Raw genomic sequence first — 25965 nt, 5'->3', positions numbered from 1 at the left:
TCTATGACTGGATGTGCTTTTCGAAAAAGAGATCCGGGTAGGGATCATCGTTGAAGCGGGGGATCTCGCGCCAGCCCGTGGTGCGGTAGAGCTGGCCGGCTTCGGCGAGCGCGCTGTTGGTGTCGAGCCGCAGCAGCGTGACGCCGAGGTCGCGTGCGGCATTCTCGGCCGCGTCCATCAGGCGCCGGCCGAGCCGCAATCCGCGCGCTGCGGGGGCAACCCAGAGACGCTTGATCTCGGCATAGCCGTGATCCGTTCCCTTCAATCCGACGCAGCCGATCGGCAGCGTGTCGGACATCGCCACGATGAAGGTGCCGCGCGGACGGCGCATGTCCTTGGCGTCAGGATCGCGCGACAGCGAGACGTCAAAACCCTGCTTGAAGCGGCGGCCGAGCTCGGAATAGTACTCGCGCAGGCAATAACGTGCTGCTTCGCTCCGTGGATCCATCTCGTCCAACGCGACGCGCTCGCGCGTCAGCGCGGAGGCGATCAGGTCCATCGCCGCCAGCAGCGCCTCGCGCTGCGAATGTTGCGCCAGGAAGCCTTCGGCCTGCGTATTGGACAGCGCCTCGTAGGCTGCGAACTCGCGCCGTCCCGCACGCGTCAACGTCGCGACACGGCGGCGCGCATCGTCCTCATGTGTCGTGGTCTCGACCAGCCCTTCGTCCTCGAGGCTGCGGAGCAGCCGACTCATCAATCCGGAATCGAGGCCGAGATAGTCGCGAATCTCCGCGACGTCCGAGCGCCCATGTCCGATCGCATTGAGCACGCGCGCCGCCCCGAGCGGTCGGCCGCGCCCGAGGAACGAGGTGTCGAGCGCGCCGACGGCGGAGGTCACGGCGCGATTGAAGCGGCGGACGCGGGAGACGGGATCGAGCATGATATCTGACTTTAGTCAGATATTGTGTGCGGGTCAATCGAGACGGCCGGTCTCACTTCACCAGCGTCAGCAGCGGCTTGTCCTTGGCGACGACATAGGTTGCAAGCTCGCTCGCGGTGTCCGGGCCGACGTTCTTCGCCGCATGAACCGCTCCCGCTGGAATGAACAGCACGTCGCCTGCCTTCAGCGTCACTGGCGGCTTGCCCTCGACGTCGTATTCGATGGCGCCTATCAGCACATAGATAATCTCCTCGCCTGGATGATTGTGCCGGCCGAACGCAACTCCGGGCGCGAGGTCGACGCGGACCTGGACCGCCTCGCGACCGGGCGCGCTGAGATCATGGTGCTGGAGGTCGGTGCGCGTGACGCCGGCCGGCTGGGCTGCCGCCGGCAGGGTGAGAAGGTTGGTGGCGAGCACGGCGGCGCTCGCAAGCATGCGCAGGGTTCGTAATGGATAGGGGCTCATGGTCGACTCCTGATGTTCGCTTGATGGCGGGTCAAACGAGGGTGGTGGTCACCTCGATGTTGCCGTGGACAGCCTTGGAGTAGGGGCAGATGCCGTGCGCCGTCTCGATCAGCTCCTGGGCGACCGAGCGATCGACGCCGGGAACGCTGACGTCGAGACGGGCCCGCAGAAAGAAGGCGTCATTGGCGTTGCTCAGGTCGATCGTTGTGTCGACCGACGGCTCGCTCGGCAACTTGACCTTGCGTTGGGCGGCGGCGAGGCCGAGCGCGCCGAGGTAGCAGGCCGACCAGGCGGCAGCGAACAGGTTCTCGGCGGCCGGGTGCGGCTGGGCCAGCTTGATATCGAGAGAGCCGTCGTTCGCGTGCGCGGCGCCGTCGGGGCCGGAGGTGACGTGGGTCTTGCCGGTGAAGAGAAGCTTTGCAGCGGTGGTCATGGCGCATCCTTTCGGGTTCGATGTAGATCGTGTCCGATCTAATCGGATGCGCGTTGAAATAAACCCGTCGCTCTGTCCGGTCAAGCTCTTCCGATTTAATCGGATGCGATTTATATTGACGCGGAGATCACGAATTGCGGAGGTTCACGTGTCCCGTCCCGCCAAAGCTGCCGGCAAAGGCCGAAAACTGTCGAATTTCCTGTGCTTCGCCGTCTATTCGGCCAATCTGGCCTTCGGCCGCGCCTACAAGCCACTGCTCGACAAGGTGGGACTGACCTACACCCAGTACATCGCCATGGTGGCGCTGTTGGACGAAGACGAGCAGACCGTCAGCGCGCTCGGCGACAAGCTGTTCCTGGAATCCAACACGCTGACGCCGATCCTGAAGAAGCTCGAGCAGATCGGTTACATCAAGCGCCACCGCGATCCCGCCGACGAGCGGCAGGTGCGCGTGAGCCTGACGCCGGCCGGCCGAAAGCTGATCGAACAGGATCTCGGCAACTCCGTGATCGAGGCGACCGGCCTCGGCGACGATTTTCCGGTGGTGCAGAAGACGGTGAGCCGGCTGCGCGACAACCTGCTGCGCGCGACCCAGGCGGCCGGAGAGAAGAAACGCTGAGCGGGCAGCGCCTTCCCGCTGGGAAAGTCGGAGGCGGCGTCCGCCTCCGATACAAGTACGAGGAAAAGCGCGCGGCTCTAGTTGCAGACCGTGCGCGGAATCATCCAGGTCGCAAAAGTCTGCCAGAACCCGTCTTCGCGACGGCGCTGGTAAGCGACGAAATCGGCGTCATCATCATCATGCACGAGTTCATAGCGATAAGTGTTGGCTGCAGTGGTGTTGGGCTTACTCATGGAGCACTCCATCTCGAATGGGCTTTGCTTCGAGCTAGGTGCGGTGCAACAAAAGTCCAATGGGAGTACGATGATCAGCGCATCACGTTGTGGAGAGTGCTTAGTCCAGCCCGAGCGCCTTGCGCGATTTGCGCGTGAGCTTTGCGACGATCAGGGCATGGGCCTGCGCCAGATAGGCGGTGAGTTCCGCATCGGGAAGTGCGTTGTTGCTGGTGAGCTGCACCCATTTGGCGCGCGCCAGATAAGGCGCCGGTCGTGCCACGCCATGCTCGATCAGCATCGCATAGGCCATGTCCGAGACCTTGAACATGTAGCCGCCGGAGCCCGCGGCAAAGCCGCCGCCGAGCGCGAACATCTTCCCGCCGACCTTGAACACGGAGGTGCCTTCCCACTGCACCACCTTGGTGGCCGCGGCCAGGCGCAGGCAGCGGGCTTCGAATGTCTTGGGTGTCATGCGCTCGCACTTGAGACGAAGGCCCGCCGTTATGGCAACATGCGTCTTCCAACCAGGGATGAATTGCCATGTCGCGCGTTTCGATCAAGACCAGGGACGATCTGCCGGAGGCGCTGAGGCCGTTGTGGGACAAGATGACGACCTACGGCGCGTTCGAGAACCAGGCCGGTGTCATGGCCCACCGCCTGCCGATCTTCAAGCATATGTGGTCGCTGCTGGTCGATCTTGCTGAAGAAGGCAATGTCTCGAAGCGCCATCTGGAGCTCGCGCTGGTCACGGTCTCGCTGCTGAACAAATGCGACTATTGCGTCTCGCACCACGCACCAAAGCTGGCGGTGCAGGGCGTGTCTGAGGAGGGCGCCGCGCGCCTCGTCGATTACAAAGACCATCCCGAGCTCGATGAGCTCGACAAGCTCGTCGTCGAATATTCCATCGCCGTCACCAACAACTGGAACAAGACCCGCGACGAGATATTCGCCCGCCTGCGCGCGCATTTCTCGGAAGCCCAGATCGTCGAGCTGACCTGGCGCATCGCGCTCTGCGGTGCCTTCAACCGCTTCAACGACATCTTTCAGCTCGAGGTCGAGCAGGGCGTTCCCCACAGCGAAGCCGCGGAGTAATCGGCCCCCGGCGGTGCCGGTCCCCCGAGCCGGGACCGGCGCCAAGGCGCCCGATCACAGATTCGTGGGTTGTGGACTGTCTATCGCAAACTATATCGTAAGATATGTTTTACAAAAGGGCGTACGATATGCACCACGGACGAGACCACAAAGACTTCCATTTTGGGCATTTCGCTCATTTCGTCATGGGCCGGCACGGCGGCGGACGGCGCTTCGGCCGCGGCGGGCATGGCTTCTTCGGGCGCGGCCCGGGGGGCGATTTCCCCGGCGCAAGGCGGCTGTCCTCGCAGGACCTCCAACTCGTGATCCTGGCGTTGCTCGCCGAAAAGCCGGCTCATGGATACGAGCTGATCAAGATTATCGAGGAGCGGTCCGACGGCTTCTACACGCCGAGCCCGGGCGTGATTTATCCGGCGCTGACTTATCTGGAAGAGGTCGGCCACAGCAGCGTCGAGCAGGATGGCGGTCGAAAGCTCTACAGCATCACGCCGCAGGGCGAGGCGCATCTCGCCGAGAACCGCGCCACTGCGGATGCAATCCTGCAAGCGTTGTCGCGGATCGGTCGCCGCATGGACGAGGTGCGCGAGGCCTTTGCTGGCGTCAGCGATCTCGATGCCGACGCCTCCGACGAATTGCACCGTGCCCGCCACAACCTCAAGCGCGCGCTGCGTTCCAGGCTTGGCAGCGACCCCGCCGAGGCGCGCCGCATCGCGGCGATCCTGGATCGTGCCGCCGCGGAAATCCTCGGCAAATAACTGAGAGGCGAAGCAACACATGAATGATCGGCCCTACAGCCCGATTCAAGACCCACGCGTCAACGCCGTCCTCGCGCGCCTCCAAGGCGCGCGGCAGCGGCCGGCCGGCGGCGGGCCGCGCGGTTCCTTCAACAGCCGTGATCCCCACGCCTATGCCGAGCAGGGCTTTTCGATTCATTCCGAGCAGGGCGAACTGATCTATCTGCTGTGCCGTGGCTTGCGTGCTACGCGCATGGCCGAGTTCGCCACCTCGGTCGGCATGTCCACGCTCTATTTCGCGGCCGCTATCCGCGACAATGGCGGCGGCACCGTGATCGGCTCGGAGATCGTGCCGGCCAAGGTCGAGACCGCCAAACGCAATCTCGCCGAGGCCGGCCTTGCCGACTACGCCGAGATCCGCGAGGGCGATGCGCGAAAAACCTTGCGCGATCTCGGCGGTCCCGTCGACTTCGTTCTGATCGACGGCTGGCCGGGTGAGAGCGGTCCCTCGCTGGCGCGCGAGGTGATCGGGATCGTCGCGCCGCAGCTGCGCGTCGGCGGCTACGTCATGAACGACAATGCCGAGCCCGACTATCTCGATTTCATCCGCGATCCCGACAACGGCTTCGTATCGATGACGCTGCCGCTCAAGGGCGGCACCGAGCTCAGCCTCAAGGTGAGGTAGCGGCGTCGCTTGCGCGATAGGCGTCGGGAACCACGAACACCTCGTCGGCGCGGCCATAACCGCCATCAGGCACTTCCTCGATCAGCACCATGGTGTGCGTCCGCGCCGCTTCGCCGAAATAGTGCGCGAACAGCGCGGTGAGGTTGTGCACGATCTCCGCCTTCTGCGCCCGCGATAAGGCGGCCTGGGGGATCTTGATATTGGCGAAAGGCATGATGGGTCTCTCCGTGTGATGGGGTGTGGTTGCTCCTGTTCGAGAATGCCCGATCGCCGCGACCGGATAATCGCGAAAAACTTGTCATCACTTGTCGGCTGTGGTGAACAATCGGCTATGGACCGGTTTGACGCCATGCGCCTGTTCGTCCGCCTCGTCGAACGGCAGAGCTTTACGGCTGCGGCTGCCGACCTCGGCATTCCCCGCTCGACGGCGAGCGAGGTTTTGCGCGGGCTCGAGGCGCGGCTGGGCGCGCGCCTGCTCGAACGGACGACACGGCATGTCACGCCGACGCTCGACGGCGAGGACTATTACCGCCGCTGCGTCGCCATCCTCGCGGAGGTCGAGGAAGCCGAAACCACGATGCGCGATGCGCGACCGCGTGGCTTGCTGCGCATCGACGCACATCCTTTGCTGACCCGCACCTTCATCTTGCCGCACCTGCCGGAATTCCTGGCGCGCCATCCGCAACTCGACTTGCAGATCGGGCAGGGCGATCGGCTGGTCGATCTCGTGCGCGAGGGCATCGATTGCGCGATCCGGTCGGGAGAGCCCGAGGACAGCGGGATGATTTTGCGCCGTCTCGGGACGGTCGAGGAAATCACGGTGGCGAGCCCGGGCTATCTCGCCAGCCACGGCTTGCCCGCGACGCCTGATACGCTCGACGGCCATCAGATGGTCGCGTTCATCTCATCGCGCACCGGCGATGTTTTGCCGCTGGAGTTTTCTATCGCCGGCGGGCTGCGCAATGTCGTGCTGCCAAGCAGGGTTCGCGTCAACAATTCCGACACCATGGCCGATCTCGCGCGGCTCGGCTTCGGCCTCACGCAGGCGCCCCGCTATCGCTTCGCAGCGGATCTCGCCAGCGGTGCGCTGGTCGAGGTGCTGGCAGGCTATCCACCGTCGCCGACGCCGCTCTCCGCGCTCTATCCGCAAAACCGCCAGCTCGCGCTCCGCCTGCGCGTCTTCCTCGACTGGATATCAGGCATCTTTGCCGAGGCGAAGCTGTAGAGCTTCGTAGCCCGACAGGCAAAATGTCCGAACAGTCGGTCAATCCGCTCTACCGGAATTCGGAAACGGCGTCGTTGCGAGCGCGGCGGAGCAATTCCAGAAATTCCGCGGAAAGATTCTGGATTGCTTCGCTGCGATCGTATTGACGATGTTGGAACAATCGCCCGCCTCTTTGTGAGTTGTGCCTGCGCCACGAGCCGCTACCATGTGACCGCTCCCGACCACGGGACGCACAGCGAGCGGAGGCGACATGAGCGGGCAGGAACGCAAGGCAAAAGGATCGGACCTGTTTGTGGCGGCGCTGGAGAACGAGGGCGTCGATCGCATCTTCGGTATCCCCGGGGAGGAAAATCTCGACCTGGTCGAATCGCTGCGCACCTCCAAGATCGAGCTGGTCCTGACCCGTCACGAGCAGGCCGCGGCCTTCATGGCCGCCACGCACGGTCGGCTGACCGGCAGGCCGGGAGTGTGTCTCTCAACGCTCGGCCCGGGCGCGCTCAACCTGTCCACGGGCGCCGCCTATGCCCATCTCGGCGCGATGCCGATGATCTTGATCACCGGCCAGAAGCCGATCATGAGCAGCCGGCAGGCGCGCTTTCAGATCGTGGACGTGGTTGCGACCATGAAGCCGCTGACGAAGCTCTCTCGGCAGATCATCAGCGCCTCCAGCATTCCGACCGTGGTGCGCGATGCCTTTCGCGTGGCGATGGAGGAACGGCCGGGGCCGGTGCATCTCGAGCTGCCCGAGGACATCGCGGGCGACGAAGTGCCCGCCGTCCCCGTGATCCCGGTCCATCCGATTGAAATTCCGGTGGCCCATCGCGCCGCGCTCGACCGTGCGGCCGAGATGATCCTGGCCGCAAGACGTCCATTGGTGATGATGGGAGCTGCGACCAGCCGGCCGCGCTCGACCCACGGCATCGCCAGCTTCGTGCGGCGAACCGGCATTCCGTTTTTCACGACACAGATGGGAAAGGGCACGGTGCCCGGCGGCACCAATCTCTACATGGGCACGGCGGCGCTATCAGAGCGCGACTATGTCCACGACGCGATCGACGCAGCCGATCTGATCGTGGCGATCGGCCATGACCCGATCGAGAAGCCGCCCTTCATCATGGGGCCGTCGGGACCGAAGGTCATTCACGTCAGCTACACGCCGGCCAGCGTCGAGCTGGTCTATTTCCCCGATGCCGAGGTCGTCGGCGACGTCGGCCCGAGCCTGGAGCTGCTCGCCGACCGGCTCGAAGGCAAGCTGCCGCAGGCGGCGGCGCTGTTGCCGTTGCGCGAGGGGATCCTCACGCACATCGCCGACCGCGCCACCGAGGCCCGCTGGCCGCCGACACCGCAGCGCATCGTGCACGACATCCGCCAGGTGATCCCGGAGAATGGCATCGTCGCGCTCGACAACGGCATGTACAAGATCTGGTTCGCGCGCAACTACCGAACCCGCGTCGCCAACACGCTGCTGCTCGACAATGCGCTGGCGACGATGGGCGCCGGTCTGCCGTCGGCCATGATGGCCGCGATGCTCTATCCCGAGCGCCGCGTGCTCGCGGTTGCCGGCGACGGCGGCTTCATGATGAACAGCCAGGAGATGGAGACCGCCGTCCGCCTCAAGCTCAATTTGGTCGTGCTGGTGCTCGAGGACAACGCCTACGGCATGATCCGCTGGAAGCAGGCCGTCGATCACTTCGCCGATTACGGCATGACCTTTGGCAATCCCGATTTCGTCCTTTACGCGAAGGCCTACGGTGCCAAAGGACATCGCATCGAGAGCATCGACAGCTTCGGCCCGACGCTCGATGCGGCCTTCAAGGAGGGCGGCGTGCATCTGGTCGTGATCCCGATCGACTATTCGGAGAATGTGCGCGTGCTGGTCGACGAGCTGCGGGCGCATGAGAAGGCGAAAGCGTGATGTGGTCGATGCTCTCGCCACATCGTCATTGCGAGCGCAGCGAAGCAATCCAGAATCTTTCCGCGGAGGCAGTCTGGATTGCTTCGTCGCTTTGCTCCTCGCAATGACGGAGTATGCTGATCAGCCAAAATCCGATAACAACCTGCATCAACGTAGCTCAACCAACCACAGGAATTATGAAATGACTCGCGTTCGCTGTATCACCGAGATGGGCATGGGCGTCGACGTCCACGGCAGGGACGCCACCAAGGCGGCGAAGCGTGCGGTGTCGGATGCCATCAGGCATTCGAGCCTCGGCTTCTTCCGGATGATCGGGAAGACAGCGAACGACATGTTCGTCGATGTCACGATTGCGGTGCCCAACCCTGAGGCGGTGGACAAGGACGCCGTTGCGAAGGAGCTGCCTTACGGCACGGTGACCGTAACTGCGGTCAAGGGCGGGCTGGAGATTCCCTCGGCCACGGAAGTGGCCAACGATCCTATCCTCATCGCCAACGCCGCCGTCATCGTCAGCTTCGACAAGGACTAGGCCGGTGTCCGACAGCGATGAGCGGCTACTGGATCGTCCGATCTGGAGCGCGCTGACGACCAGCCAGAAGCATCTGGCGGAGGGCGGCCCGCGCGCGCGGCGCTATCCCGTGGACATGACACCGTTTGCCGACATGGTCGACATGTCCGAGGCAAGCTTCGCCGCGCTCGGTGATCTCCTGGCGGGCTCGCAGGTTGCCGCGCTGTTCACGCCGGAGCCGGTCGACGTTCCCGCCAATTTCAAGGTCGTTCTGGCGGAGACCGGCGAGCAGATGATCGGCTCGCCGGCCGACAGCCCGCTTCGCGATGCCGAAATCGTCAAATTGAGCGCGGCCGACGTCGCCGCCATGATGGCGCTGACGGAGCTGACCAAGCCTGGTCCGTTCGCGTTGCGCACCCATGAGCTCGGCACCTTCCTTGGCATTCGCGTTGGTGGAGAATTGGTCGCGATGACGGGCGAGCGGATGAAGCCGGGAAAGTTCGTCGAGATGACGGCCGTCTGCGTGCATCCGGACTATCGTGGGCGCGGCTACGCGCAGGCGCTGCTCGCGGCGGTCGCGCGCCGGATCGAGGCGCGCGGCGAAATGCCGTTCCTGCACGTGTTTTCTCATAACGCCTCGGCGATTGCGCTGTACGAACGGCAGGGCATGAAGATCCGTCGCCGGCTGCACGTCACGGCGCTGATGAAGATTTGAGGGCCGATCGGACGGTCTTCATTTCCCACGAATTCGCGCTATATCCATCCTAACCATAATTTGGGGGAAACACATGGACGCCAGAACACCTGATTTTTCCGCCGCGCGGACGGCGATGCAGCGCTACGTCGATCAGGAGATCATTCCAGGCGTGTCCTGGGCGGTGCTGCGGGGGCGCGATGTCGTCGATCAGCAATGCGTCGGCTTCGCCGATGGCGAGGCAAAAGCCGCGCTCCGGCCCGACCACATCTTTCGCGCGTTCTCCAACACCAAGATCTTCGTGACGTCTTCGATCATGCTGCTGGTCGAGGAGGGCCGCATCGGGCTTGATGATCCCGTCGAGAAATTCCTGCCGCAGCTCGGCAATCGCAAGGTGCTGAAGCAGGGTGCCGCGAGCCTTGCCGATGTCGAGCCGGCGAAGAGCCCGATCACGATCCGCCAGCTGCTGACCCACAGCTCGGGTCTCAGCTACGGCATCTTCGATCCCGGCACCGTGCTGTTCAAAGGCTATAACGAGGCGCGCGTGCTCAATCCGCTCACGCCGCTGACCGACATGATCGACAAGCTCGCCGATCTGCCGCTGTCCTATCATCCCGGCGCGGGCTGGGAATATTCGGTGGCGACCGACGTGCTCGGCCGCGTGGTCGAGGTCGTCTCCGGCCATGCGCTCGACACCTTCCTCAAGGCGCGCATCTTCGATCGCCTCGGCATGGTCGATACGGGCTTCTCAGTGCCTGAGGCACAGCAGGGCAGGCTGGTTGCACTCTATACCGGCGCCGACGTGCTCGATCCGATGAAGCCGGGCCTGACGCGGGCCGACAATCTCCCTTATCCGCAGGCCTATCGGCGGCCGTTTCCGCGGCTCTCGGGCGGCGGCGGTCTGGTCTCGACCTTGCCCGACATGCTCGCGCTGGTACGCGCGCTGCTCCCCGGTCCGGATGCGCTGCTGAAGCCGGACACGCTGCGGCAGATGATGACGAACCAGTTGCCCGCGGGCCAGACCATCCGATTTGCCAATCTCGGGCCGATCCCCGGCAAGGGCTTTGGTCTCGGCGGCGCCGTCACCTTTGCGCCGACGCCGTTCGATCCCCCGAATTCGACCGGCGAATTCCAGTGGGGTGGGCTTGCCGGCACCCATTGGTGGATTTGTCCGCAGGCCAACACCGCCGGCGTGCTGATGGCCCAGCGCCATATGGGCTTCTGGAACCCGTTCTTCTTCGAGTTCAAGCGCCTGGCCTATCAGGCGGTCGGGGGCTGACCGCGAAAAAAGTTCACGCCCCCGCGAATCCTTTTGGGTCTTCGCGTCCTCCTGATGGTCGAGGCATTTTGCTTCGGCTCATTTCGGAGGATGTGATGGCATTCTACAGGAAGAATATCGGTGGTCTGCATCAGGCGGTGCGGGTTGCGCTCGGAATTGCGGTTGCGATTGCCGCATTCGTTTTTCTCACCGGCGTCGCGGCGTGGCTGGTGGCGCTCGGTGGCGCAGGCTTCGCACTGACGGGGCTCGTCGGCTATTGCCCGATGTGCGCGATGGCCGGGATCGGACGAGGAGGCGTGTCGTGAGTGCGGCGGCGATCTCGTCAAGCCTGTTCGAGGCGGCCCGGCTCGGCGATCCCCAGGCGATCGCGTCTCTGCTCGAGACGGCGCAGCCGGATATCCGCCGCTACGCACGCGCCACCTGCCGCAGCTCGGCGGATGCCGAGGATGCAACCCAGGAGGCGATGTGGATCCTGTTCCGCCATGTCGGCACGATCCGCTCGCTCGTCGCCTTTTCCGCGTGGCTGTTCAGCGTGGTCCGCCGCGAATGTCTGCGGCTCGCGCGCAAGGCGGGGCTTGCGCCATCGATCGACGACGGCGAGGCGGAGGCCCTGCTGCTGTCGCGCTCCGAAGCGGATTTGCGTCTTGACGTGGCGGCTGCGTTCGAAGCGTTGCCGGCGCATTATCGCGATGTCGCGCTGATGCGGGACGTCAAGGAAATGACCATCGACGAAATCGCCGCCGCGCTCGGAGCGTCCAGGCAGACTGTGAAGGCGCGCCTGCATCGCGCCCGCGCCTTGATGCGCGAATATCTGACGAGGTGAGACATGACCGATTATCAAACGCCTGACGATCTGAAGTCTGTCCCGGCTTTCGTGGCGCTCGCGCCGGTCGAGGCCAACGCGTTCCTTGCGTTCAACCACGCGGTCGAGCGCAAGGACGGATTGATCCCGCCGAAATATCGCGAGCTGATCTCGCTCGCGGTCGCGCTCACCACGCAATGTGCCTATTGCCTGGACGTGCATACGGCGCAGGCAGCGAAAGCCGGCGCGACGCGGGAGGAAGTCGCCGAAGCGGCATTGATCGCCGCGGCCGTGCGCGCCGGGGGTACGCTCGGCCATGCGCTGCTGGCGCAGCGCTTGTTCGAGCGCCATCGAGACGAGGGAGAAGCATAGATGTCTTGTCGACGTCGGGACGCATGATTTGCCAAACTATCTCGGTCTCGATGGATTTCGCTTCGGCTGGGTCGCAGCCTGGATCGACGAGCGCGGCGATCATGGCTTTGATTATTCGCCGGGCCTGACGCGCTTGCTTGCGATGCCGCATGCGCGTGCGATGATCGACATGCCGATCGGATTGAAGCCAAGCGGCTATCGAGCCTGCGACTTGCGTGCACGCGAGCTGGTCGGCCCTGCCGTGTTTCTTGGCGCGCGCCGCGATCTCTGGACATTTCCCGACATGGCGACGGCCAATCGCCACTATTGGGAGCGGGAAGGCAAGGGCAGGGGCGTGTCGGCGCAGCTCTGGAACATCAGGGAGAAGATCAGGGACGTCGACGAGATCATGACGCCGGTGCGCCAGGCGACAATTGGCGAAGCGCATCCGGAATTGATTTTCTGGAATCTGGCAGGGTGCGTCCTTCTTCCGAAGAAGACGTCGGCGCAAGGTCGTGAGCAGCGCATCGCGCTGCTGGCGCAACGCGGCTTCACGCGCCTGGAGACATGGCTGACGCAGCGTCATGGCACCGGCATCGGCCGCGACGATCTCATCGATGCCTGTGCCTGCGCGGTCGCGGCCCGCGACAGCACACAGCGTGTCGGCGGCGAAGAGGTCGATCCGCGCGGACTGCGGATGGAGATCAATTATTGAGGTCGCGGCCTCGCGCGCCTCGATTCGGGATAAAGTGGCAATTTGTTTGAGGCGTGCAGGAACTGTCGACGGTCGGCCCGCGTTCCCCGTGCGAACCGATGACGGAGAAGCTCGTGCGATGAAGGATGCCAGTCAGTTCGCGACCGCGATGCTCGCGCTCATTTTCACCGGAACGCTGCTCGTCACCGGGCAGCTCTTCATCGAGCAACGCGCGCAGCGCGATATCGCGTACGCCGCCAGGCATCTGCTGCGGCCCCTGTAGTCCGGCTTCGATGCATGATCACTGCTCGGCCTTGCGCCGTTCGACGGCTCGCCTAGATTAGGCGGCATCTCACGAACGAAGCCGGGGTCCCGATGCCTGATCTGTCCGCCTTTCCCATCACCAAGCGCTGGCCTGCCAGGCATCCGGAGTTGCTTCAGCTTTATTCGCTGCCGACGCCGAACGGCGTCAAGGTGTCGATCATGCTGGAAGAGATCGGTCTGCCTTACGAGGTCCACCTCGTCGACTTCGGCAAGGACGACCAGAAGACGGCGGAATTCCTCTCACTCAATCCGAACGGCAAGATTCCGGCGATCCTCGATCCCAACGGTCCGGGCGGCCGGCCGCTGCCGCTGTTCGAGTCCGGGGCGATCCTGCAATACCTCGCCGAGAAGACCGGCAAGCTTCTGCCGGAGGACGCCGCGCGCCGCTACCAGGCCATCCAGTGGGTGCATTTCCAGATGGGCGGCATCGGGCCGATGTTCGGCCAGGTCGGCTTCTTCCACAAATTCGCCGGCAAGGATTTCGAGGACAAGCGGCCGCTCGACCGCTATGTCAGCGAGGCCAAGCGTCTGCTCGGCGTGATGGAGACGCATCTTTCCGGCCGGCAGTGGTTCATGGATGACGACTACACCATCGCCGATATCTCCATGCTCGGCTGGGTGCGCAATCTCATCGGTTTCTACGGCGCCGGCGATCTCGTCGAATTCAGCCAGTTCAAGTCGGTCGGTGCCTGGCTCGAACGGGGGCTGGCGCGTCCTGCCGTGCAGCGCGGGCTGAACATTCCGAAGCGGCCGTAGAATCAGGTCAGCGCCTTATGCGTCATGTAGAGCGCCATCACCGAGATGAGGGCGATCATGCCCCTGTGCAGCACCGCTTTGCTGACGCCGTTGGCCGCGCGTGCGCCGAGATCGGTGCCGATCCAGAGGCCGGCGAGAATCCCGACGATCGCCGGCCAGCCGACCATGAGCCCCTTGCTCCAGTAGATCCAGGCCGCCGGAATGTTGGTCGGGATGACCGAGAAGATGAGGCTGACGAGTTGCGCCTGGTGCTGCGGGACGCGTAGGCCCGCGGCGAGGCCGACGGTGATCGCGAGCCCGCCGCCGATGCCCATGAAGCCGGAGGAAAACCCGGCAAGCGCGCCGATGAGGAGCAGGGGGAGCCAAGGCAGTACGTCTCGGTCAACGGCCGCGTGGCTCCCGTCCTTGCGGTCGCGGCGCAGGATCAGAAGGGCGATCAGCGCGACGAGATAGACGACGTAGGTCCATTGCAGCACCGAGTCGGAGACCGCCGCCGCGGCGTAACCGCCGCCCGCACCGCCGACGAGAAATCCGAGGCCGATCCAGGCGATCCATTGCAGCGGGCTGCGATTGCCGCTCTGCCAGTAGCGGCGCACGCCGGCGAGGCCAGTGGGCGGGACCTGCGTGATCAGCGACGTCCCCTGGGCGACATGCTGCTCCGCGCCGAGCAGCAGCACGGTGAAGACGACAAGCCCGCCGCCCGGGCTCGTACCCATGAAGCCCGATGTCAGTCCGCCGACGAGACCGACGCCAATGCCTGCGAGGAGATCGTGAATCCAGGACATCGCTTACGTCCTGGTCCGTCGCTTGATGTCAGGCTTGGTCGTGCGAAATCCCTCGATCACGCCGCCGACGGCCGCCATGCAGGCCTCGACGTCAAAATCCTCGCCCCAGCATTTCTGCAGCACGAAGCCCTGGAAGATCGCGATGAGCACGCGTGCGACCGCGTCGGCGCCGAGGTCGCGCTTGATCAGGCCGTCATGCTGCCCGCGCTCGACCAGCGCCACGATCAGCGCGCGCGGCATGTCGATGCCTTCGACGACGCTGGTGCGGACGCGGCGATTGCGCAGGGCCTCCGCCCAGCCGTGAATGCCGACGCGACGCCGCGCTTCGCCGGCGGGATCGGTGAGCCATTGCGCGTAGACGCGGATCAGCGCGTGGAGTCCTTCGATCGGATCACCCGATCCCTGCGCCACCGAGTTGAGCACGGCCTCGCGACGATGCCGGTCGTCGGCGAGCGCCTCGATCAAATCGTCCTTGCTCTGGAAGTAGAGATAGACCGCGCCGTGGCTCAAGCCCGACCGTTTGACGATGTCGGCCATGCCGGTCTGATGAAAGCCTTGCTCGGCGAAGCAGGCAAGGGCCGCTTCGAGGATCTGCTGCCGCCTACCTTCGCGTTGCTTGTCGCTGATCTTGGGCATTTTGGCCGTCCATAAATAACTGACAGATCGGTCGTTTTGAGCGTTTGCCTGATGCGGCACCTATGAAGCCGGGTATTAATAAAAAACGATCAGTCAGTCATTTTTATTATCAAAGGCGATCTTGGTCAAGTCCAGACGGTCCGGAAACAGGAGGATCAAACCGTTGCCGGGGCCGTGGCTGAGGTGCGGCGGCCCGGCCGGCGATCGCGCGGCTAGAACAGCCGTCCGCCGTTCGGCACAGGCTTGCTCGGCTGCACCAGCACGACCTTGCCCTCGGCATCGGGGAAGCCGAGCGTCAACACCTCGGAGACGACCGGGCCGATCTGTCGCGGCGGGAAGTTCACGACGGCCGCGACCTGCTGCCCCACCAGCGTCTCGAGCGGATGATTTTCGGTGATCCGGGCCGAGCTCTTGCGCACGCCGATCGCGGGACCGAAGTCGATCCACAGCCGCCAGGCCGGCTTGCGTGCCTCCGGGAACGGTTTTGCATCGACGATGGTGCCGACGCGGATATCGACCGCGAGGAAGCTGTTGAAGTCGATGGTTGGCGACACGGCCGCGGCGGGATCGTGAGTGACGTGCATTGATGTATCCGTTCGGAGAGCGAGGTTCGTTCGCGATGTTGTCGCGCGAACCGGAGTTTCGTACAACGCTGCAGTCATCCAACGACGCATGCGCGAGGAAGGTCTTGCCCAACATCATCTACGGCATCAAGAACTGCGACACCATGAAGAAGGCGCGCGCCTGGCTCGACACCCATGGCGTCGCCTACGAGTTCCACGACTACAAGGCGGCGGGCGTCGAGAAGGACAAGCTCAAGCAGTGGAGCGACAAGGCTGGCTGGGAGACGCTGCTCAATCGCGCCGGCACGACCTTCAAGAAGCTGCCGGATTCCGACAAGGAAGGCCTCACCGAGAAGAAGGCGCTGGCGCTGATGCTAGCGCAACCATCGATGATCAAGCGGCCGGTGCTCGAAGTCGGCGGCAAGCTTCTGGTCGGCTTCAAGCCGGATATCTATGCCAAGGAAGTCAAGGCCAAGTAAGTCGGCGCGAAATCGCGCTGACCCTAGTTCAGCTCGACGATTTCGGTGGTGACGCCCGGCTGATCGGCGAACTCGACGACGTCGGCGGCGGCGATCCGGCCGGGGGCGCGATGGAAGAGATCGCGGTCGATCACCGCGCGCAGTTTCGGGCGCGGCAGCGCGTCATTTCCGCGCATCAGATTCTTGATCTCGAAGCCGCCGTCCTCGCAGAACGTCTTGAGCGAGGCGATGACGTGGCAGACCTTGCCGTCGGTCTGGAACGGCAGCAGCAGCCGTTCATAGGCAACCACGCGGCCATAGATGTCGTCGACGTCGGCCACGCTGTAGACCGGAAGGCCGCGCGCCACACATTCATAATAGATCGGCATCACGAAGGGTGCGAGGCGCGGCCCGATATAGTCGTCGAGCAGAACGCCTTTGCCGGTCTGTCCATAGGCGCGCGAGATGCGCGTGCCCTCGCTCTGGATGATGAGGCGCGGCGTCGGCGCCGAGATGTCGACGGTATAATAGATGAGATCGGACAGCTCTTCCTCGAGCCGCGCGGGCTGATACTCCCAGATCGCCGGCACCATCTGCCCGCGCGCATAAAGTCGCAGCCACGTGTTCAGGAGATCACGCTGCCTGATCGACTTGACGACAGAAGGAGCGGCGCTTGCAAAATCCAAGGCAATTTCCAAGACAATATTCCCGACGCATAAAACCCGCGCATGATCCATGCGGCGGGAAAATTTTCTATGAAGGCTGGCGCGCGGGATGAAAGACCGTTAACGACGGCTTGATGACCGGTGCCTTGCGAACCGGGAGGCCGGGCAGGCGACATCAAAACGCGTCCGACTAAGGGAGCATAAGCCTCCCGGCCGGAGACCTGATCTGCTCAGCTTTCCGCCTTGCCTAACCCCCGTCACCTCCGGCATATTCCGCGCCCGGAGGCGACGTTCCGGGACAGGCTCCAAGGCCCCCGGAAAGCCGAAGTAACTAAGGACAGCCACGCGTATTGTGCGGGCAGGGGGAAATCTGTTTGGCCGATGAGTTCATTCTCGAAACGGAAGGCTTGACCAAGGAGTTCGCGGGCTTCTTCGCCGTCCGCGACGTTGCGCTCAAGGTTCGCCGTGGGAGCATTCACGCGTTGATCGGCCCGAACGGGGCGGGCAAGACGACGTGCTTCAATCTTTTGACCAAGTTCCTCAAACCGTCCGCCGGCAAAATTCTGTACAAGGGGCAGGACATCACGGCGATGGCGCCAGCCGACGTGGCGCGCCTTGGACTGGTCCGTTCATTCCAGATCTCGGCGGTATTTCCGCATCTCACCGCGCTGGAAAACGTTCGCGTCGCGCTCCAGCGCCAGCACGGCAGTTCCTTCGATTTCTGGCGCTCCAAGTCCGTGCTCAACCGCTTCAACGATCGCGCGCGTGAACTGTTGAACGATGTCGGCCTCAGCGAGTTTGCCAATACGCCCGCGGTCGAGATGGCCTACGGCCGCAAGCGCGCGCTCGAGATCGCAACGACGCTCGCGCTCGACCCCGAGATGATGTTGCTGGACGAGCCGATGGCCGGCATGGGCCACGAGGACATCGACAAGATCGCGGCGCTGATCAAGCGCATCTCCGCGAAGTACACCATCCTGATGGTCGAGCATAATCTGAGCGTCGTGGCCAATCTCTCCGACATCATCACCGTGCTGACGCGCGGGCAGGTGCTGGCGCAAGGCCATTACAGCGAGCTCACCAAGGACGAGCGCGTCAAGGAAGCCTATCTGGGAGCCGGTCATGCGTGAGACTGCAACCGCGGACGCTCCCGCAAAAGCCGCAACCGGCGGCAACATCCTCCAGGTCCGCAACCTGGAAGCGTGGTACGGCGAGTCCCACATCCTGCACGGGATCAATTTCGACGTGAACGCGGGCGAGGTGGTTACGCTGCTCGGCCGCAACGGCGCCGGCAAGACGACCACGCTGAAGTCGATCATGGGCATCATCGGCAAGCGGACCGGCTCGGTGAAGTTCAACAACCAGGACATCATCCGCGCGACCTCCGACAAGATCGCGCGGATGGGCATCGCGTTCTGCCCGGAGGAACGCGGCATTTTCTCCAGTCTCGATGTGCGGGAGAATTTGTTGCTGCCGCCGGTGGTTCGCCCGGGTGGATTGCCGCTCGAGCAGATCTTCGATCTGTTTCCGAATCTGAAGGAACGTCTCAACAGCCAGGGCACCAAGCTCTCCGGCGGTGAGCAGCAGATGCTCGCGATCGCGCGCATCCTGCGCACCGGCGCGAGCTTCCTGATGCTGGACGAGCCGACCGAAGGTCTTGCGCCTGTCATTATCCAGCAGATCGGCCACACCATTGCACGGCTCAAGAAGGAGGGTTTTACCATCCTCCTGGTCGAGCAGAACTTCCGGTTCGCATCCACCGTCGCCGACCGCTACTACGTGGTCGAGCACGGCAAGATCATTGACGGATTTTCCAATTCGGAGCTTGCCGCCAACATGGACAAGCTCCACACCTATCTCGGCGTCTAAGACGGCCAAGCGTCAAACGGCCACGAGAAAATTCACGAGGGAAGTAGCATGAAAAAGTCGATTGCGTCGTTTCTGCTCGGCACGGCGTTGGCCGTCACCACGGCTGGCGTAGCCTTTGCGCAGGACAAGACCGTCAAGATCGGCGCGCTGTCCGATCAGTCCGGCCTCTACGCCGACCTCGGCGGTCCCGGCTCGACGCTCGCCGCCCAGATGGCCGTCGAAGATTCCGGCCTTGCGGCGAAGGGCTGGAAGATCGACATCATCTCCGGCGATCACCAGAACAAGCCCGACATCGGCACCGCGATCGCGCGGCAATGGTTCGACGTCGACAAGGTCGACATCATCGTCGACGTGCCGAATTCCGGCGTGGCGCTCGCCGTCAACAACGTCATCAAGGAAAAGAATGGCGTCTACATCAACTCGGGCGCCGCGACCTCGGACCTCACCAACGCGCAGTGCTCGCCCAACACGGTGCACTGGACCTACGACACCTACATGCTGGCCCATACCACGGGGCAGGCGCTGGTGAAGGCCGGTGGCGACAGCTGGTTCTTCCTGACCGCGGACTACGCCTTCGGTGCGGCGCTCGAGCGCGACACCACGGCCGTGGTCACCGCCAACGGCGGCAAGGTGGTCGGCGGCGTCAAGCATCCGCTCAACACGCCGGACTTCTCCTCGTTCCTGCTGCAGGCACAGGCTTCCAAGGCCAAGATCATCGGCCTTGCCAATGCCGGCGGCGACACCACCAACTCGATCAAGCAGGCGGCCGAGTTCGGCATCGTCAAGGGTGGCCAGAAGCTCGCGGCGTTGCTGCTGTTCCTCACCGACGTCAAGGCGATCGGTCTCGAGACCGCGCAGGGCCTCAACTTCACCGAGACCTTCTACTGGGACATGAACGACCAGACCCGGGCGTTCTCCAAGCGCTTCTCCGAGAAGATGAAGAACAACGCGCCGCCCACCATGGTGCAGGCCGGCGTCTATGCGGGCGTGCGTCACTATCTCAAGACGCTGGAAGCGCTCGGCGGCAATCCCCATGACGGCGTCAAGGTCGTCGAGAAGATGAAGTCGTTGCCGACGGAGGACGACCTGTTCGGCAAGGGCGAGATCCAGCCGAACGGCCGCACCATCCACAGCGCCTACCTGTTCGAGGTGAAGAAGCCCTCGGAGTCCAAGGGGCCGTGGGACTTCTACAAGCTGGTCGGCACCGTGCCGGGCGACCAGGCTTTCACGCCGCTGTCCGAGAGCAAGTGCGCGCTCTTGAAGAAGTAAGATAACCGCCCGCAGGCCATCAGGCCTGCGGGCGATTTTCAGGCAACGCCGAAGGGACCGGGTGCGGGATCGATGCAGGCTCTTTACGCTCAGCTACTGGTGGGATTGATCAACGGCTCGTTCTACGCGCTGCTCAGTCTCGGGCTTGCCGTGATCTTCGGCATGCTCAACATCATCAATTTCGCCCACGGCGCGCTCTACATGATGGGCGCGTTCGTTGCCTATTTCCTGCTGAGCCTCGGCGGCATCAACTACTGGTGGGCGCTGCTGATCGCGCCTGTTATCGTCGGCATCTTCGGCATGATCCTGGAACGGACCATGCTGCAATGGCTGACGGGGCTCGACCACCTCTACGGCCTGCTCCTGACCTTCGGGATCGCGCTGATCGTGCAGGGCGTGTTCCAGAACTATTTCGGCTCCTCCGGTCTGCCTTATGCGATTCCGGACCAGCTCAAGGGCGGCATGAATCTCGGCTTCATGTTCCTGCCGATCTATCGCGGCTGGGTCGTCATCTTCTCGCTGGTGGTGTGTATCGCCACCTGGTTCCTGATCGAGAAGACGCGGCTCGGTGCTAACCTGCGCGCTGCCACTGAAAATCCGACGCTGGTGCGCGCTTTCGGCATCAACGTGCCGCGCATGATTACGCTGACCTACGGTCTCGGCGTCGGCCTTGCCGCGCTCGCCGGTGTGCTCTCGGCGCCGATCAACCAGGTGCGGCCGTTGATGGGCGCCGACCTCATCATCGTCGTGTTCGCGGTGGTCGTGATCGGCGGCATGGGATCAATCATGGGCTCCATCATCACCGGCTTTGCGCTCGGTGTGATCGAGGGCCTGACCAAGTATTTCTACCCCGAGGCCTCCAACACCGTCGTGTTCGTGCTGATGGTGCTGGTGCTCTTGGTGAAGCCAACGGGACTGACGGGAAGGGCGGCCTGATATGACAGCCTTGACGGACGACACGCTGCCGGTAACCCCGCGCGCGATGCGTGACGAGATGGTCGTGTTCGTGGTGATGGCGCTGCTGCTGGCGTCGGTGCCCTTCACGGGCGTCTATCCGTTCTTCGTGATGCAGGCGCTGTGCTTTGCGCTGCTTGCCTGCGCCTTCAACCTGCTGATCGGCTATGGCGGCCTGTTGTCGTTCGGCCACGCAATGTTCATGGGCACCGCCGGCTATTGCAGCGCGCACGCGCTGAAAGTGTGGGCGTTGCCGCCGGAGCTCGGCATCCTCGTTGGAATCGCCGCGGCGTTCGGGCTGTCGCTCATCACCGGCTATATCTCGATCCGCCGCCAGGGCATCTATTTCTCGATGATCACGCTGGCGCTGTCGCAGCTCCTGTACTTCATCTACCTCCAGGCGCCGTTCACCCATGGTGAGGACGGCATTCAGGGCATTCCGCAGGGGCGGATGTTCGGCTTGCTCGATCTCTCCAAGCCGACGGTGCTTTATTACGTCGTGTTGGCCGGCTTCCTCGCCGGCTTCCTGCTGATCTACCGCATCATCAACTCGCCGTTCGGTGAAGTGCTGAAGTCGATCCGCGAGAACGAGCCGCGCGCGATCTCGCTCGGCTACCGGACCGACCAATATAAATTCCTGGCTTTCGTCCTGTCCGGCACGCTGGCCGGCTTTGCCGGATCGCTGAAGGTGTTCGTGGCGCAGAATGCCTCGCTCACCGACGTGCACTGGACGATGTCGGGCGAGGTCGTGCTGATGACGCTGGTTGGCGGTCTCGGCACCATCTTCGGCCCCGTGGTTGGTGCCTTCGCGATCATCGCCATGCAGCAATATCTGGCGGGTTTTGGCCAATGGGTGACGGTGATCCAGGGCTCGATCTTCGTGGTCTGCGTGCTCACCTTCCGCCGCGGCGTCATCGGCGAAATCGCTCATTACTTCCGGCGCTCGCTATAAACCTTTGATATCGCACCAATTTCATTGGTGCGCGAATCCGGTGGATGATCCTGCTCCGCGGGCGTGAGATGACACGCGCGCGGAGCGGAAATGGTCTATGACAGTTTTGTGACGGCCTATTCGGGCCGGGCCATTTCCAACCGGTAGCCTATCCCCATGATGCGATGGTTTCGCGCTTTCCTGCCCAAGGAAGAACGGTTCTTCGACCTGTTCGACCGCCATGCACAGACGGTGATCCAGGGCTCGATCGCGCTCCAGGGCATGCTCAACGGGGGAGAGGAGACGCCGGTCTACTGTCAGCGCGTCAACCAGTTCGAGAACGACGCCGACAACATCACCCGTGAGGTGCTGACGGCGGTGCGCCGCACCTTCATCACCCCCTTCGACCGCGGCGACATCAAGAACCTGATCACCTCGATGGACGATGCCATCGACCAGATGCAGCAGACGGCCAAGGCCGTGATGCTGTTCGAGGTGCGCACCTTCGAGCCGCCGATGCGGGAGATTGGCGGACTGCTGATCGAATGCGCCAATCTCGTGGGGCGCGCGTTGCCGCTGATGCAGTCGATCGGCCCGAACGTCGCGATGCTGACCGCGATCACGGAAGAGCTAGGCAAGCTCGAGGGTCGGGTCGACGATCTCCACGACATCGGGCTGAAGGAGCTGTTTCTCAAGCACCGTGATGGTAGCGCGATGGATTTCATCGTCGGCGTCGAGATCTACGACCATCTCGAAAAGGTGGCCGACCGTTTCGACGACGTCGCGAACGAGATCAACAGCATCGTCATCGAGCAAGTTTAGGGCAGGGGTCGCGCCGTGGATGCTGCGCTCGGACTTCCTGTCCTCGTCGGCTTGATCGCCGTCGCGCTGCTGTTCGACTTCCTGAACGGCCTGCACGACGCCGCCAATTCGATCGCGACCATCGTTTCGACCCGCGTGCTGCGGCCGCAATTCGCGGTGCTCTGGGCCGCGTTCTTCAATTTCATCGCCTTCATGGTGTTCGGGCTGCATGTTGCCCAGACCATCGGCACCGGCATCATCGATCCCGCGGTCGTCGACGCCCAGGTGATCTTCGCGGCGCTCGTCGGCGCGATCGTCTGGAACCTCGTGACCTGGGGGCTCGGCATCCCATCCTCGTCGTCGCATGCGCTGATCGGCGGTCTCGTCGGCGGCGGCATGGCCAAGGCGGGGATCTCGGCTGCGGTGTGGAGCGGACTGTCCAAGGCGGTGCTGGCGATCGTGCTGTCGCCGCTGGTCGGTTTCCTGCTCGCGATGATGCTGGTCGCGATCGTGTCCTGGCTCTCGGTGCGCTCGACGCCGTTCGCGGTTGATCGCGCCTTCCGCATCCTGCAATTCGCCTCCGCCTCGCTCTATTCGCTCGGCCATGGCGGTAATGACGCCCAAAAGACCATGGGCATCATCGCCGTGCTGCTCTATTCGCAGGGGCATCTCGGCGGTGAATTCTCGGTGCCGTTCTGGGTGGTGCTGTCCTGCCAGGCCGCGATGGCGCTGGGCACGCTGATGGGCGGCTGGCGTATCGTCCGCACCATGGGCCTGCGCATCACCAAGCTGACGCCGATGCAGGGCTTTTGCGCCGAGACCGGCGGCGCCGCGACGCTGTTCATGGCGACCTTCCTCGGCGTTCCCGTCTCGACCACCCACACCATTACCGGCGCGATCGTCGGCGTCGGCGCGGCCCGCCGCGTCTCGGCGGTGCGCTGGAACGTCGCGAGCTCGATCGTCTATGCCTGGGTGATCACGATCCCGGCCTCGGCCATTGTCGCGGCGCTGACCTGGTGGGCGGTCCAGATTCTCGTCAGGTGACGAATTTCAGCCCTGCGATGCCGGCGACGATCAGCCCAATGCTGGCGAGGCGGAACGCCGTGGCCGGCTCGCCGAACAGAATGATGCCAAGCGTGGCGGTACCGACCGCGCCGATGCCGGTCCAGACCGCATAGGCGGTTCCGACGGGCAGCGATTTGAGGGCTAAACCGAGCAGGATGACGCTGCCGGCCATCGCCGCGAGCGTGATGACGGACGGAACAAGCTTGGTAAAACCCTCGGTGTATTTCAGGCCGATCGCCCAGGTAATCTCGAGAAGACCGGCGACGAACAGGATGCTCCAGGCCATGACGACCCTCCATTCAAGGCAGGGTCGTCCCCGCGGCGGATATGCTGATGAGGGGGGAGGCCGTCCTCCCCGGGAGCGGATATGGGGCTGGCCGTAGGGCTCCGCAATCACCACATGAGGCTTGATCAGGCCCATTTTCCCTGCCAAACGCTCCCGCCATGTCCGACATCGCCATATCAGCCGACTCGCCGGCCCGTTCCCCGCTTGCCACCGAGGTGGCGCGGCGGCGCACCTTCGCGATCATCTCCCACCCGGACGCGGGCAAAACCACGCTGACCGAGAAACTGCTGCTGTTCGGCGGCGCCATCAATCTCGCCGGCCAGGTCAAGGCCAAGGGCGAGCGGCGCAACACCCGTTCGGACTGGATGAAGATCGAGCGCGAGCGCGGCATCTCGGTCGTGACCTCGGTCATGACGTTCGAGTTCGAGGGTCTCGTGTTCAATCTGCTGGACACGCCGGGCCACGAGGACTTTTCGGAGGACACCTACCGTACGCTCACGGCCGTCGACTCCGCCGTCATGGTGATCGACGCTGCCAAGGGCATCGAGGCGCGCACCCGAAAGCTGTTCGAAGTCTGCCGCCTGCGCGACATTCCGATCATCACCTTCATCAACAAGATGGACCGCGAGAGCCGCGACGTGTTCGAGCTGCTCGACGAGATCGAGAAGACGCTCGCGCTCGACACCACGCCGATGACCTGGCCGGTCGGCCGCGGCCGCGATTTCCTCGGCACCTATGACGTTGCCAATGGCGGCGTGCGTCTGCTCGAAGGCGGCGGCGCCAAGACCGGCGCTGCACAGCAGATCGAGATCGCCGAGCTCGGCAAGCTCAACGCCAACCTCGATGTCGGCGCGGTCAAGGACGAGCTCGAGCTTGTCACCGAGGCCTCGAAACCGTTCGAACTCGCCGCCTTTCGCGAGGGGCATCTGACGCCGGTCTATTTCGGCAGCGCGCTGCGCAATTTCGGCGTCGGCGACCTCCTGGAAGGCCTCGGCAAGTTCGCGCCGGAGCCGCGCGCGCAGGAGAGCGACCAGCGCAAGGTCGAGGCGACCGACCCGCGCATGAGCGCCTTCGTGTTCAAGATCCAGGCGAACATGGATCCGAACCACCGCGACCGCATTGCTTTTGCGCGCCTGTGCTCCGGCAAGCTCAGCCGCGGCATGAAGGCGAAGCTGGTGCGCACCGGCAAGAGCATGCCGCTGTCGAGCCCGCAATTCTTCTTCGCACAGGACCGGTCGGTCGCGGACGAAGCCTTCGCCGGCGACGTCGTCGGCATTCCCAATCACGGCACGCTGCGCATCGGCGACACCCTGACCGAGGGCGAGGATTTCACCTTCGTCGGCGTGCCGAGCTTCGCGCCGGAAATCGTCCGCCGCGTGCGTCTCACCGACGCGATGAAGGCGAAGAAGCTGAAGGAAGCGCTTCAGCAAATGTCCGAAGAGGGCGTGGTGCAGGTGTTCCGCCCGCGCGACGGCGCACCGGCGCTGGTCGGCGTGGTCGGCGCGCTGCAGCTTGACGTGCTGAAGGCACGGCTCGAGGCGGAATATTCGCTGCCCGTCGAGTTCGAGGTCAGCGAGTTCCAGCTCGCCCGGTGGGTCTCATCCGAAGATCGCAAGAAGCTCGACACTTTCATCGCCGCCAACACCTCGAGCATCGCCGACGATGTCGACGGCGATCCCGTGTATCTGGCGAGAAACGAGTTCTATCTCGGCTACGCCAGGGAGCGCGCCGAGGGCATCGAGTTCACGAACGTCAAGGACGTCAAGAAGAAGGGGTAGGGCGTACTCCGCGCGCTGCTGCGTGGCCACACTCCGCTGTCATTCCCCGCGAAGGCGGGGAATCCAGTACGCCGCAGCCTCTCGATTCCATCACCGCCGTCTCGGAGTACTGGGTCGCCCGGTCAAGCCGGGCGACGACACCGTGACTAAACCCGAGCAGGTGAACAGCCGGAGGCGTGGCGCGTTCGTTTGCAATGCCCCGGTTGTGGGTGTGTCATTTTGAGCTCGCATCA

Annotated in this window: 35 protein-coding genes; 24 read left to right on the top strand and 11 right to left on the bottom strand. The window is 63.8% G+C overall.

All coding sequences use genetic code 11. From position 1 onward, the window contains the following. Window position 1 precedes the first annotated feature (1 nt). The 3 genes from AC0L3X_RS00765 to AC0L3X_RS00755 are packed head-to-tail and all read right to left on the bottom strand — an operon-like array spanning window position 2 to window position 1779. Complete coding sequence (locus AC0L3X_RS00765; RefSeq protein WP_063983755.1) at window positions 2-880, bottom strand: bifunctional helix-turn-helix transcriptional regulator/GNAT family N-acetyltransferase; 879 nt, start codon at window positions 878-880, stop codon at window positions 2-4. Window positions 881-932: 52 nt separating this feature from the next. Further along, the gene (locus tag AC0L3X_RS00760; RefSeq protein WP_473316179.1) at window positions 933-1346 is read right to left on the bottom strand and encodes a cupin domain-containing protein; all 414 of its coding nucleotides are present in this window, start codon (window positions 1344-1346) and stop codon (window positions 933-935) included. Between the two features lie 31 nt (window positions 1347-1377). Then, window positions 1378-1779 carry an Ohr family peroxiredoxin gene (locus AC0L3X_RS00755; protein ID WP_063983753.1) on the bottom strand — a complete coding sequence of 134 codons (402 nt, stop codon included), beginning with the start codon at window positions 1777-1779 and terminating at the stop codon, window positions 1378-1380. Between the two features lie 148 nt (window positions 1780-1927). On the opposite strand from AC0L3X_RS00755, the gene AC0L3X_RS00750 reads away from it, so the two are divergent. Next, window positions 1928-2398 carry a MarR family winged helix-turn-helix transcriptional regulator gene (locus AC0L3X_RS00750; protein ID WP_063983752.1) on the top strand — a complete coding sequence of 157 codons (471 nt, stop codon included), beginning with the start codon at window positions 1928-1930 and terminating at the stop codon, window positions 2396-2398. Window positions 2399-2475: 77 nt separating this feature from the next. On the opposite strand, the gene AC0L3X_RS00745 is transcribed toward AC0L3X_RS00750, so the two are convergent. Beyond that, complete coding sequence (locus AC0L3X_RS00745) at window positions 2476-2631, bottom strand: hypothetical protein (protein WP_094184234.1); 156 nt, start codon at window positions 2629-2631, stop codon at window positions 2476-2478. 100 nt (window positions 2632-2731) lie between these two features. Continuing rightward, window positions 2732-3085, bottom strand: coding sequence for an MmcQ/YjbR family DNA-binding protein (locus AC0L3X_RS00740; protein ID WP_063983751.1), 354 nt, complete (start codon window positions 3083-3085; stop codon window positions 2732-2734). 68 nt (window positions 3086-3153) lie between these two features. Here AC0L3X_RS00740 and AC0L3X_RS00735 point away from each other — a divergent pair, with 68 nt between their 5' ends. The 3 genes from AC0L3X_RS00735 to AC0L3X_RS00725 all read left to right on the top strand — a co-directional run bounded on the left by AC0L3X_RS00735 (window position 3154) and on the right by AC0L3X_RS00725 (window position 5124). Further along, the gene (locus AC0L3X_RS00735) at window positions 3154-3705 is read left to right on the top strand and encodes a carboxymuconolactone decarboxylase family protein (protein ID WP_063983750.1); all 552 of its coding nucleotides are present in this window, start codon (window positions 3154-3156) and stop codon (window positions 3703-3705) included. A gap of 128 nt (window positions 3706-3833) precedes the next feature. Further along, on the top strand, window positions 3834-4460 hold the full coding sequence (locus AC0L3X_RS00730) for a PadR family transcriptional regulator (protein ID WP_063983749.1): 627 nt from the start codon (window positions 3834-3836) through the stop codon (window positions 4458-4460). A gap of 19 nt (window positions 4461-4479) precedes the next feature. Continuing rightward, window positions 4480-5124, top strand: a complete 645-nt coding sequence (locus tag AC0L3X_RS00725; protein WP_063983748.1) for an O-methyltransferase — start codon at window positions 4480-4482, stop codon at window positions 5122-5124. Here the strand turns inward: AC0L3X_RS00725 and AC0L3X_RS00720 are convergent. Further along, complete coding sequence (locus AC0L3X_RS00720) at window positions 5111-5338, bottom strand: tautomerase family protein (RefSeq protein WP_014495867.1); 228 nt, start codon at window positions 5336-5338, stop codon at window positions 5111-5113. The two genes, AC0L3X_RS00725 and AC0L3X_RS00720, sit on opposite strands and share 14 nt — an antisense overlap. Window positions 5339-5455: 117 nt before the next feature. On the opposite strand from AC0L3X_RS00720, the gene AC0L3X_RS00715 reads away from it, so the two are divergent. From AC0L3X_RS00715 to AC0L3X_RS00665, 11 genes are all read left to right on the top strand, one after another. Then, the gene (locus AC0L3X_RS00715; protein WP_063983747.1) at window positions 5456-6349 is read left to right on the top strand and encodes a LysR family transcriptional regulator; all 894 of its coding nucleotides are present in this window, start codon (window positions 5456-5458) and stop codon (window positions 6347-6349) included. Window positions 6350-6599: 250 nt separating this feature from the next. After that, complete coding sequence (locus tag AC0L3X_RS00710; protein ID WP_063983746.1) at window positions 6600-8264, top strand: acetolactate synthase large subunit; 1665 nt, start codon at window positions 6600-6602, stop codon at window positions 8262-8264. 181 nt (window positions 8265-8445) lie between these two features. Continuing rightward, window positions 8446-8793: a Lin0512 family protein gene (locus AC0L3X_RS00705; RefSeq protein ID WP_063983745.1), complete on the top strand. Its 348-nt coding sequence runs from the start codon at window positions 8446-8448 to the stop codon at window positions 8791-8793. A 4-nt stretch (window positions 8794-8797) separates the two neighbouring features. Beyond that, window positions 8798-9487 carry a GNAT family N-acetyltransferase gene (locus tag AC0L3X_RS00700; RefSeq protein WP_063983744.1) on the top strand — a complete coding sequence of 230 codons (690 nt, stop codon included), beginning with the start codon at window positions 8798-8800 and terminating at the stop codon, window positions 9485-9487. Window positions 9488-9560: 73 nt separating this feature from the next. Continuing rightward, a complete protein-coding gene (locus AC0L3X_RS00695; protein WP_187387725.1) occupies window positions 9561-10745 on the top strand; it encodes a serine hydrolase domain-containing protein in 1185 nt (394 codons plus the stop codon). Window positions 10746-10840: 95 nt separating this feature from the next. Continuing rightward, window positions 10841-11050, top strand: coding sequence for a YgaP family membrane protein (locus AC0L3X_RS00690; RefSeq protein WP_063983742.1), 210 nt, complete (start codon window positions 10841-10843; stop codon window positions 11048-11050). Beyond that, window positions 11047-11568 (top strand): RNA polymerase sigma factor, encoded by a 522-nt coding sequence (locus tag AC0L3X_RS00685; RefSeq protein WP_063983741.1) that lies wholly within the window; start codon window positions 11047-11049, stop codon window positions 11566-11568. The genes AC0L3X_RS00690 and AC0L3X_RS00685 overlap by 4 nt, the downstream gene beginning before the upstream one ends. 3 nt (window positions 11569-11571) lie before the next feature. Then, window positions 11572-11919, top strand: coding sequence for a carboxymuconolactone decarboxylase family protein (locus AC0L3X_RS00680; RefSeq protein ID WP_028157609.1), 348 nt, complete (start codon window positions 11572-11574; stop codon window positions 11917-11919). A 28-nt stretch (window positions 11920-11947) separates the two neighbouring features. Beyond that, the gene (locus AC0L3X_RS00675) at window positions 11948-12613 is read left to right on the top strand and encodes a DUF429 domain-containing protein (protein ID WP_063983740.1); all 666 of its coding nucleotides are present in this window, start codon (window positions 11948-11950) and stop codon (window positions 12611-12613) included. A gap of 118 nt (window positions 12614-12731) precedes the next feature. Then, on the top strand, window positions 12732-12875 hold the full coding sequence (locus AC0L3X_RS00670) for a hypothetical protein (RefSeq protein WP_167768104.1): 144 nt from the start codon (window positions 12732-12734) through the stop codon (window positions 12873-12875). 92 nt (window positions 12876-12967) lie between these two features. Then, window positions 12968-13672, top strand: a complete 705-nt coding sequence (locus tag AC0L3X_RS00665) for a glutathione S-transferase family protein (RefSeq protein ID WP_231144874.1) — start codon at window positions 12968-12970, stop codon at window positions 13670-13672. Window positions 13673-13674: 2 nt separating this feature from the next. Here the strand turns inward: AC0L3X_RS00665 and AC0L3X_RS00660 are convergent, their stop codons facing one another. From AC0L3X_RS00660 to AC0L3X_RS00650, 3 genes are all read right to left on the bottom strand, one after another. Further along, on the bottom strand, window positions 13675-14457 hold the full coding sequence (locus AC0L3X_RS00660) for a sulfite exporter TauE/SafE family protein (protein ID WP_283018677.1): 783 nt from the start codon (window positions 14455-14457) through the stop codon (window positions 13675-13677). A gap of 3 nt (window positions 14458-14460) precedes the next feature. Then, on the bottom strand, window positions 14461-15093 hold the full coding sequence (locus tag AC0L3X_RS00655; RefSeq protein WP_063983738.1) for a TetR/AcrR family transcriptional regulator: 633 nt from the start codon (window positions 15091-15093) through the stop codon (window positions 14461-14463). A 212-nt stretch (window positions 15094-15305) separates the two neighbouring features. Beyond that, window positions 15306-15677 (bottom strand): tRNA-binding protein, encoded by a 372-nt coding sequence (locus AC0L3X_RS00650; protein WP_063983737.1) that lies wholly within the window; start codon window positions 15675-15677, stop codon window positions 15306-15308. 104 nt (window positions 15678-15781) lie between these two features. Here AC0L3X_RS00650 and AC0L3X_RS00645 point away from each other — a divergent pair, with 104 nt between their 5' ends. Beyond that, window positions 15782-16135: an ArsC family reductase gene (locus AC0L3X_RS00645; protein WP_014495852.1), complete on the top strand. Its 354-nt coding sequence runs from the start codon at window positions 15782-15784 to the stop codon at window positions 16133-16135. 23 nt (window positions 16136-16158) lie between these two features. Here the strand turns inward: AC0L3X_RS00645 and AC0L3X_RS00640 are convergent, their stop codons facing one another. After that, window positions 16159-16851 (bottom strand): hypothetical protein, encoded by a 693-nt coding sequence (locus AC0L3X_RS00640; protein WP_063983736.1) that lies wholly within the window; start codon window positions 16849-16851, stop codon window positions 16159-16161. Between the two features lie 302 nt (window positions 16852-17153). Between AC0L3X_RS00640 and AC0L3X_RS00635 the strand changes: the two genes are divergently transcribed. The 7 genes from AC0L3X_RS00635 to AC0L3X_RS00605 all read left to right on the top strand — a co-directional run bounded on the left by AC0L3X_RS00635 (window position 17154) and on the right by AC0L3X_RS00605 (window position 23647). Beyond that, window positions 17154-17909: an ABC transporter ATP-binding protein gene (locus AC0L3X_RS00635; protein WP_063983735.1), complete on the top strand. Its 756-nt coding sequence runs from the start codon at window positions 17154-17156 to the stop codon at window positions 17907-17909. Beyond that, entirely contained in the window at window positions 17902-18648 is a 747-nt protein-coding gene (locus tag AC0L3X_RS00630) for an ABC transporter ATP-binding protein (protein WP_063983734.1), read from the top strand. The genes AC0L3X_RS00635 and AC0L3X_RS00630 overlap by 8 nt, the downstream gene beginning before the upstream one ends. Window positions 18649-18696: 48 nt before the next feature. After that, window positions 18697-19917, top strand: a complete 1221-nt coding sequence (locus AC0L3X_RS00625; protein WP_063983733.1) for an ABC transporter substrate-binding protein — start codon at window positions 18697-18699, stop codon at window positions 19915-19917. A gap of 72 nt (window positions 19918-19989) precedes the next feature. Beyond that, entirely contained in the window at window positions 19990-20853 is an 864-nt protein-coding gene (locus tag AC0L3X_RS00620; protein ID WP_063983732.1) for a branched-chain amino acid ABC transporter permease, read from the top strand. A gap of 1 nt (window position 20854) precedes the next feature. Further along, window positions 20855-21823 carry a branched-chain amino acid ABC transporter permease gene (locus tag AC0L3X_RS00615; RefSeq protein ID WP_135215252.1) on the top strand — a complete coding sequence of 323 codons (969 nt, stop codon included), beginning with the start codon at window positions 20855-20857 and terminating at the stop codon, window positions 21821-21823. Window positions 21824-21979: 156 nt separating this feature from the next. After that, the gene (locus AC0L3X_RS00610) at window positions 21980-22624 is read left to right on the top strand and encodes a DUF47 domain-containing protein (RefSeq protein ID WP_014495845.1); all 645 of its coding nucleotides are present in this window, start codon (window positions 21980-21982) and stop codon (window positions 22622-22624) included. Between the two features lie 15 nt (window positions 22625-22639). Beyond that, the gene (locus AC0L3X_RS00605) at window positions 22640-23647 is read left to right on the top strand and encodes an inorganic phosphate transporter (RefSeq protein WP_063983731.1); all 1008 of its coding nucleotides are present in this window, start codon (window positions 22640-22642) and stop codon (window positions 23645-23647) included. Here AC0L3X_RS00605 and sugE read toward each other — a convergent pair. Beyond that, on the bottom strand, window positions 23640-23954 hold the full coding sequence (gene sugE, locus AC0L3X_RS00600; protein WP_231144876.1) for a quaternary ammonium compound efflux SMR transporter SugE: 315 nt from the start codon (window positions 23952-23954) through the stop codon (window positions 23640-23642). The genes AC0L3X_RS00605 and sugE overlap by 8 nt on opposite strands. Before the next feature lie 158 nt (window positions 23955-24112). Here sugE and AC0L3X_RS00595 point away from each other — a divergent pair, with 158 nt between their 5' ends. Beyond that, window positions 24113-25732, top strand: coding sequence for a peptide chain release factor 3 (locus AC0L3X_RS00595; RefSeq protein ID WP_063983730.1), 1620 nt, complete (start codon window positions 24113-24115; stop codon window positions 25730-25732). Window positions 25733-25965 lie beyond the last annotated feature (233 nt).

The organism is Bradyrhizobium sp. MI1.7 (assembly GCF_055811795.1).
This window is presented reverse-complemented; position numbering and strand designations above follow the sequence as displayed.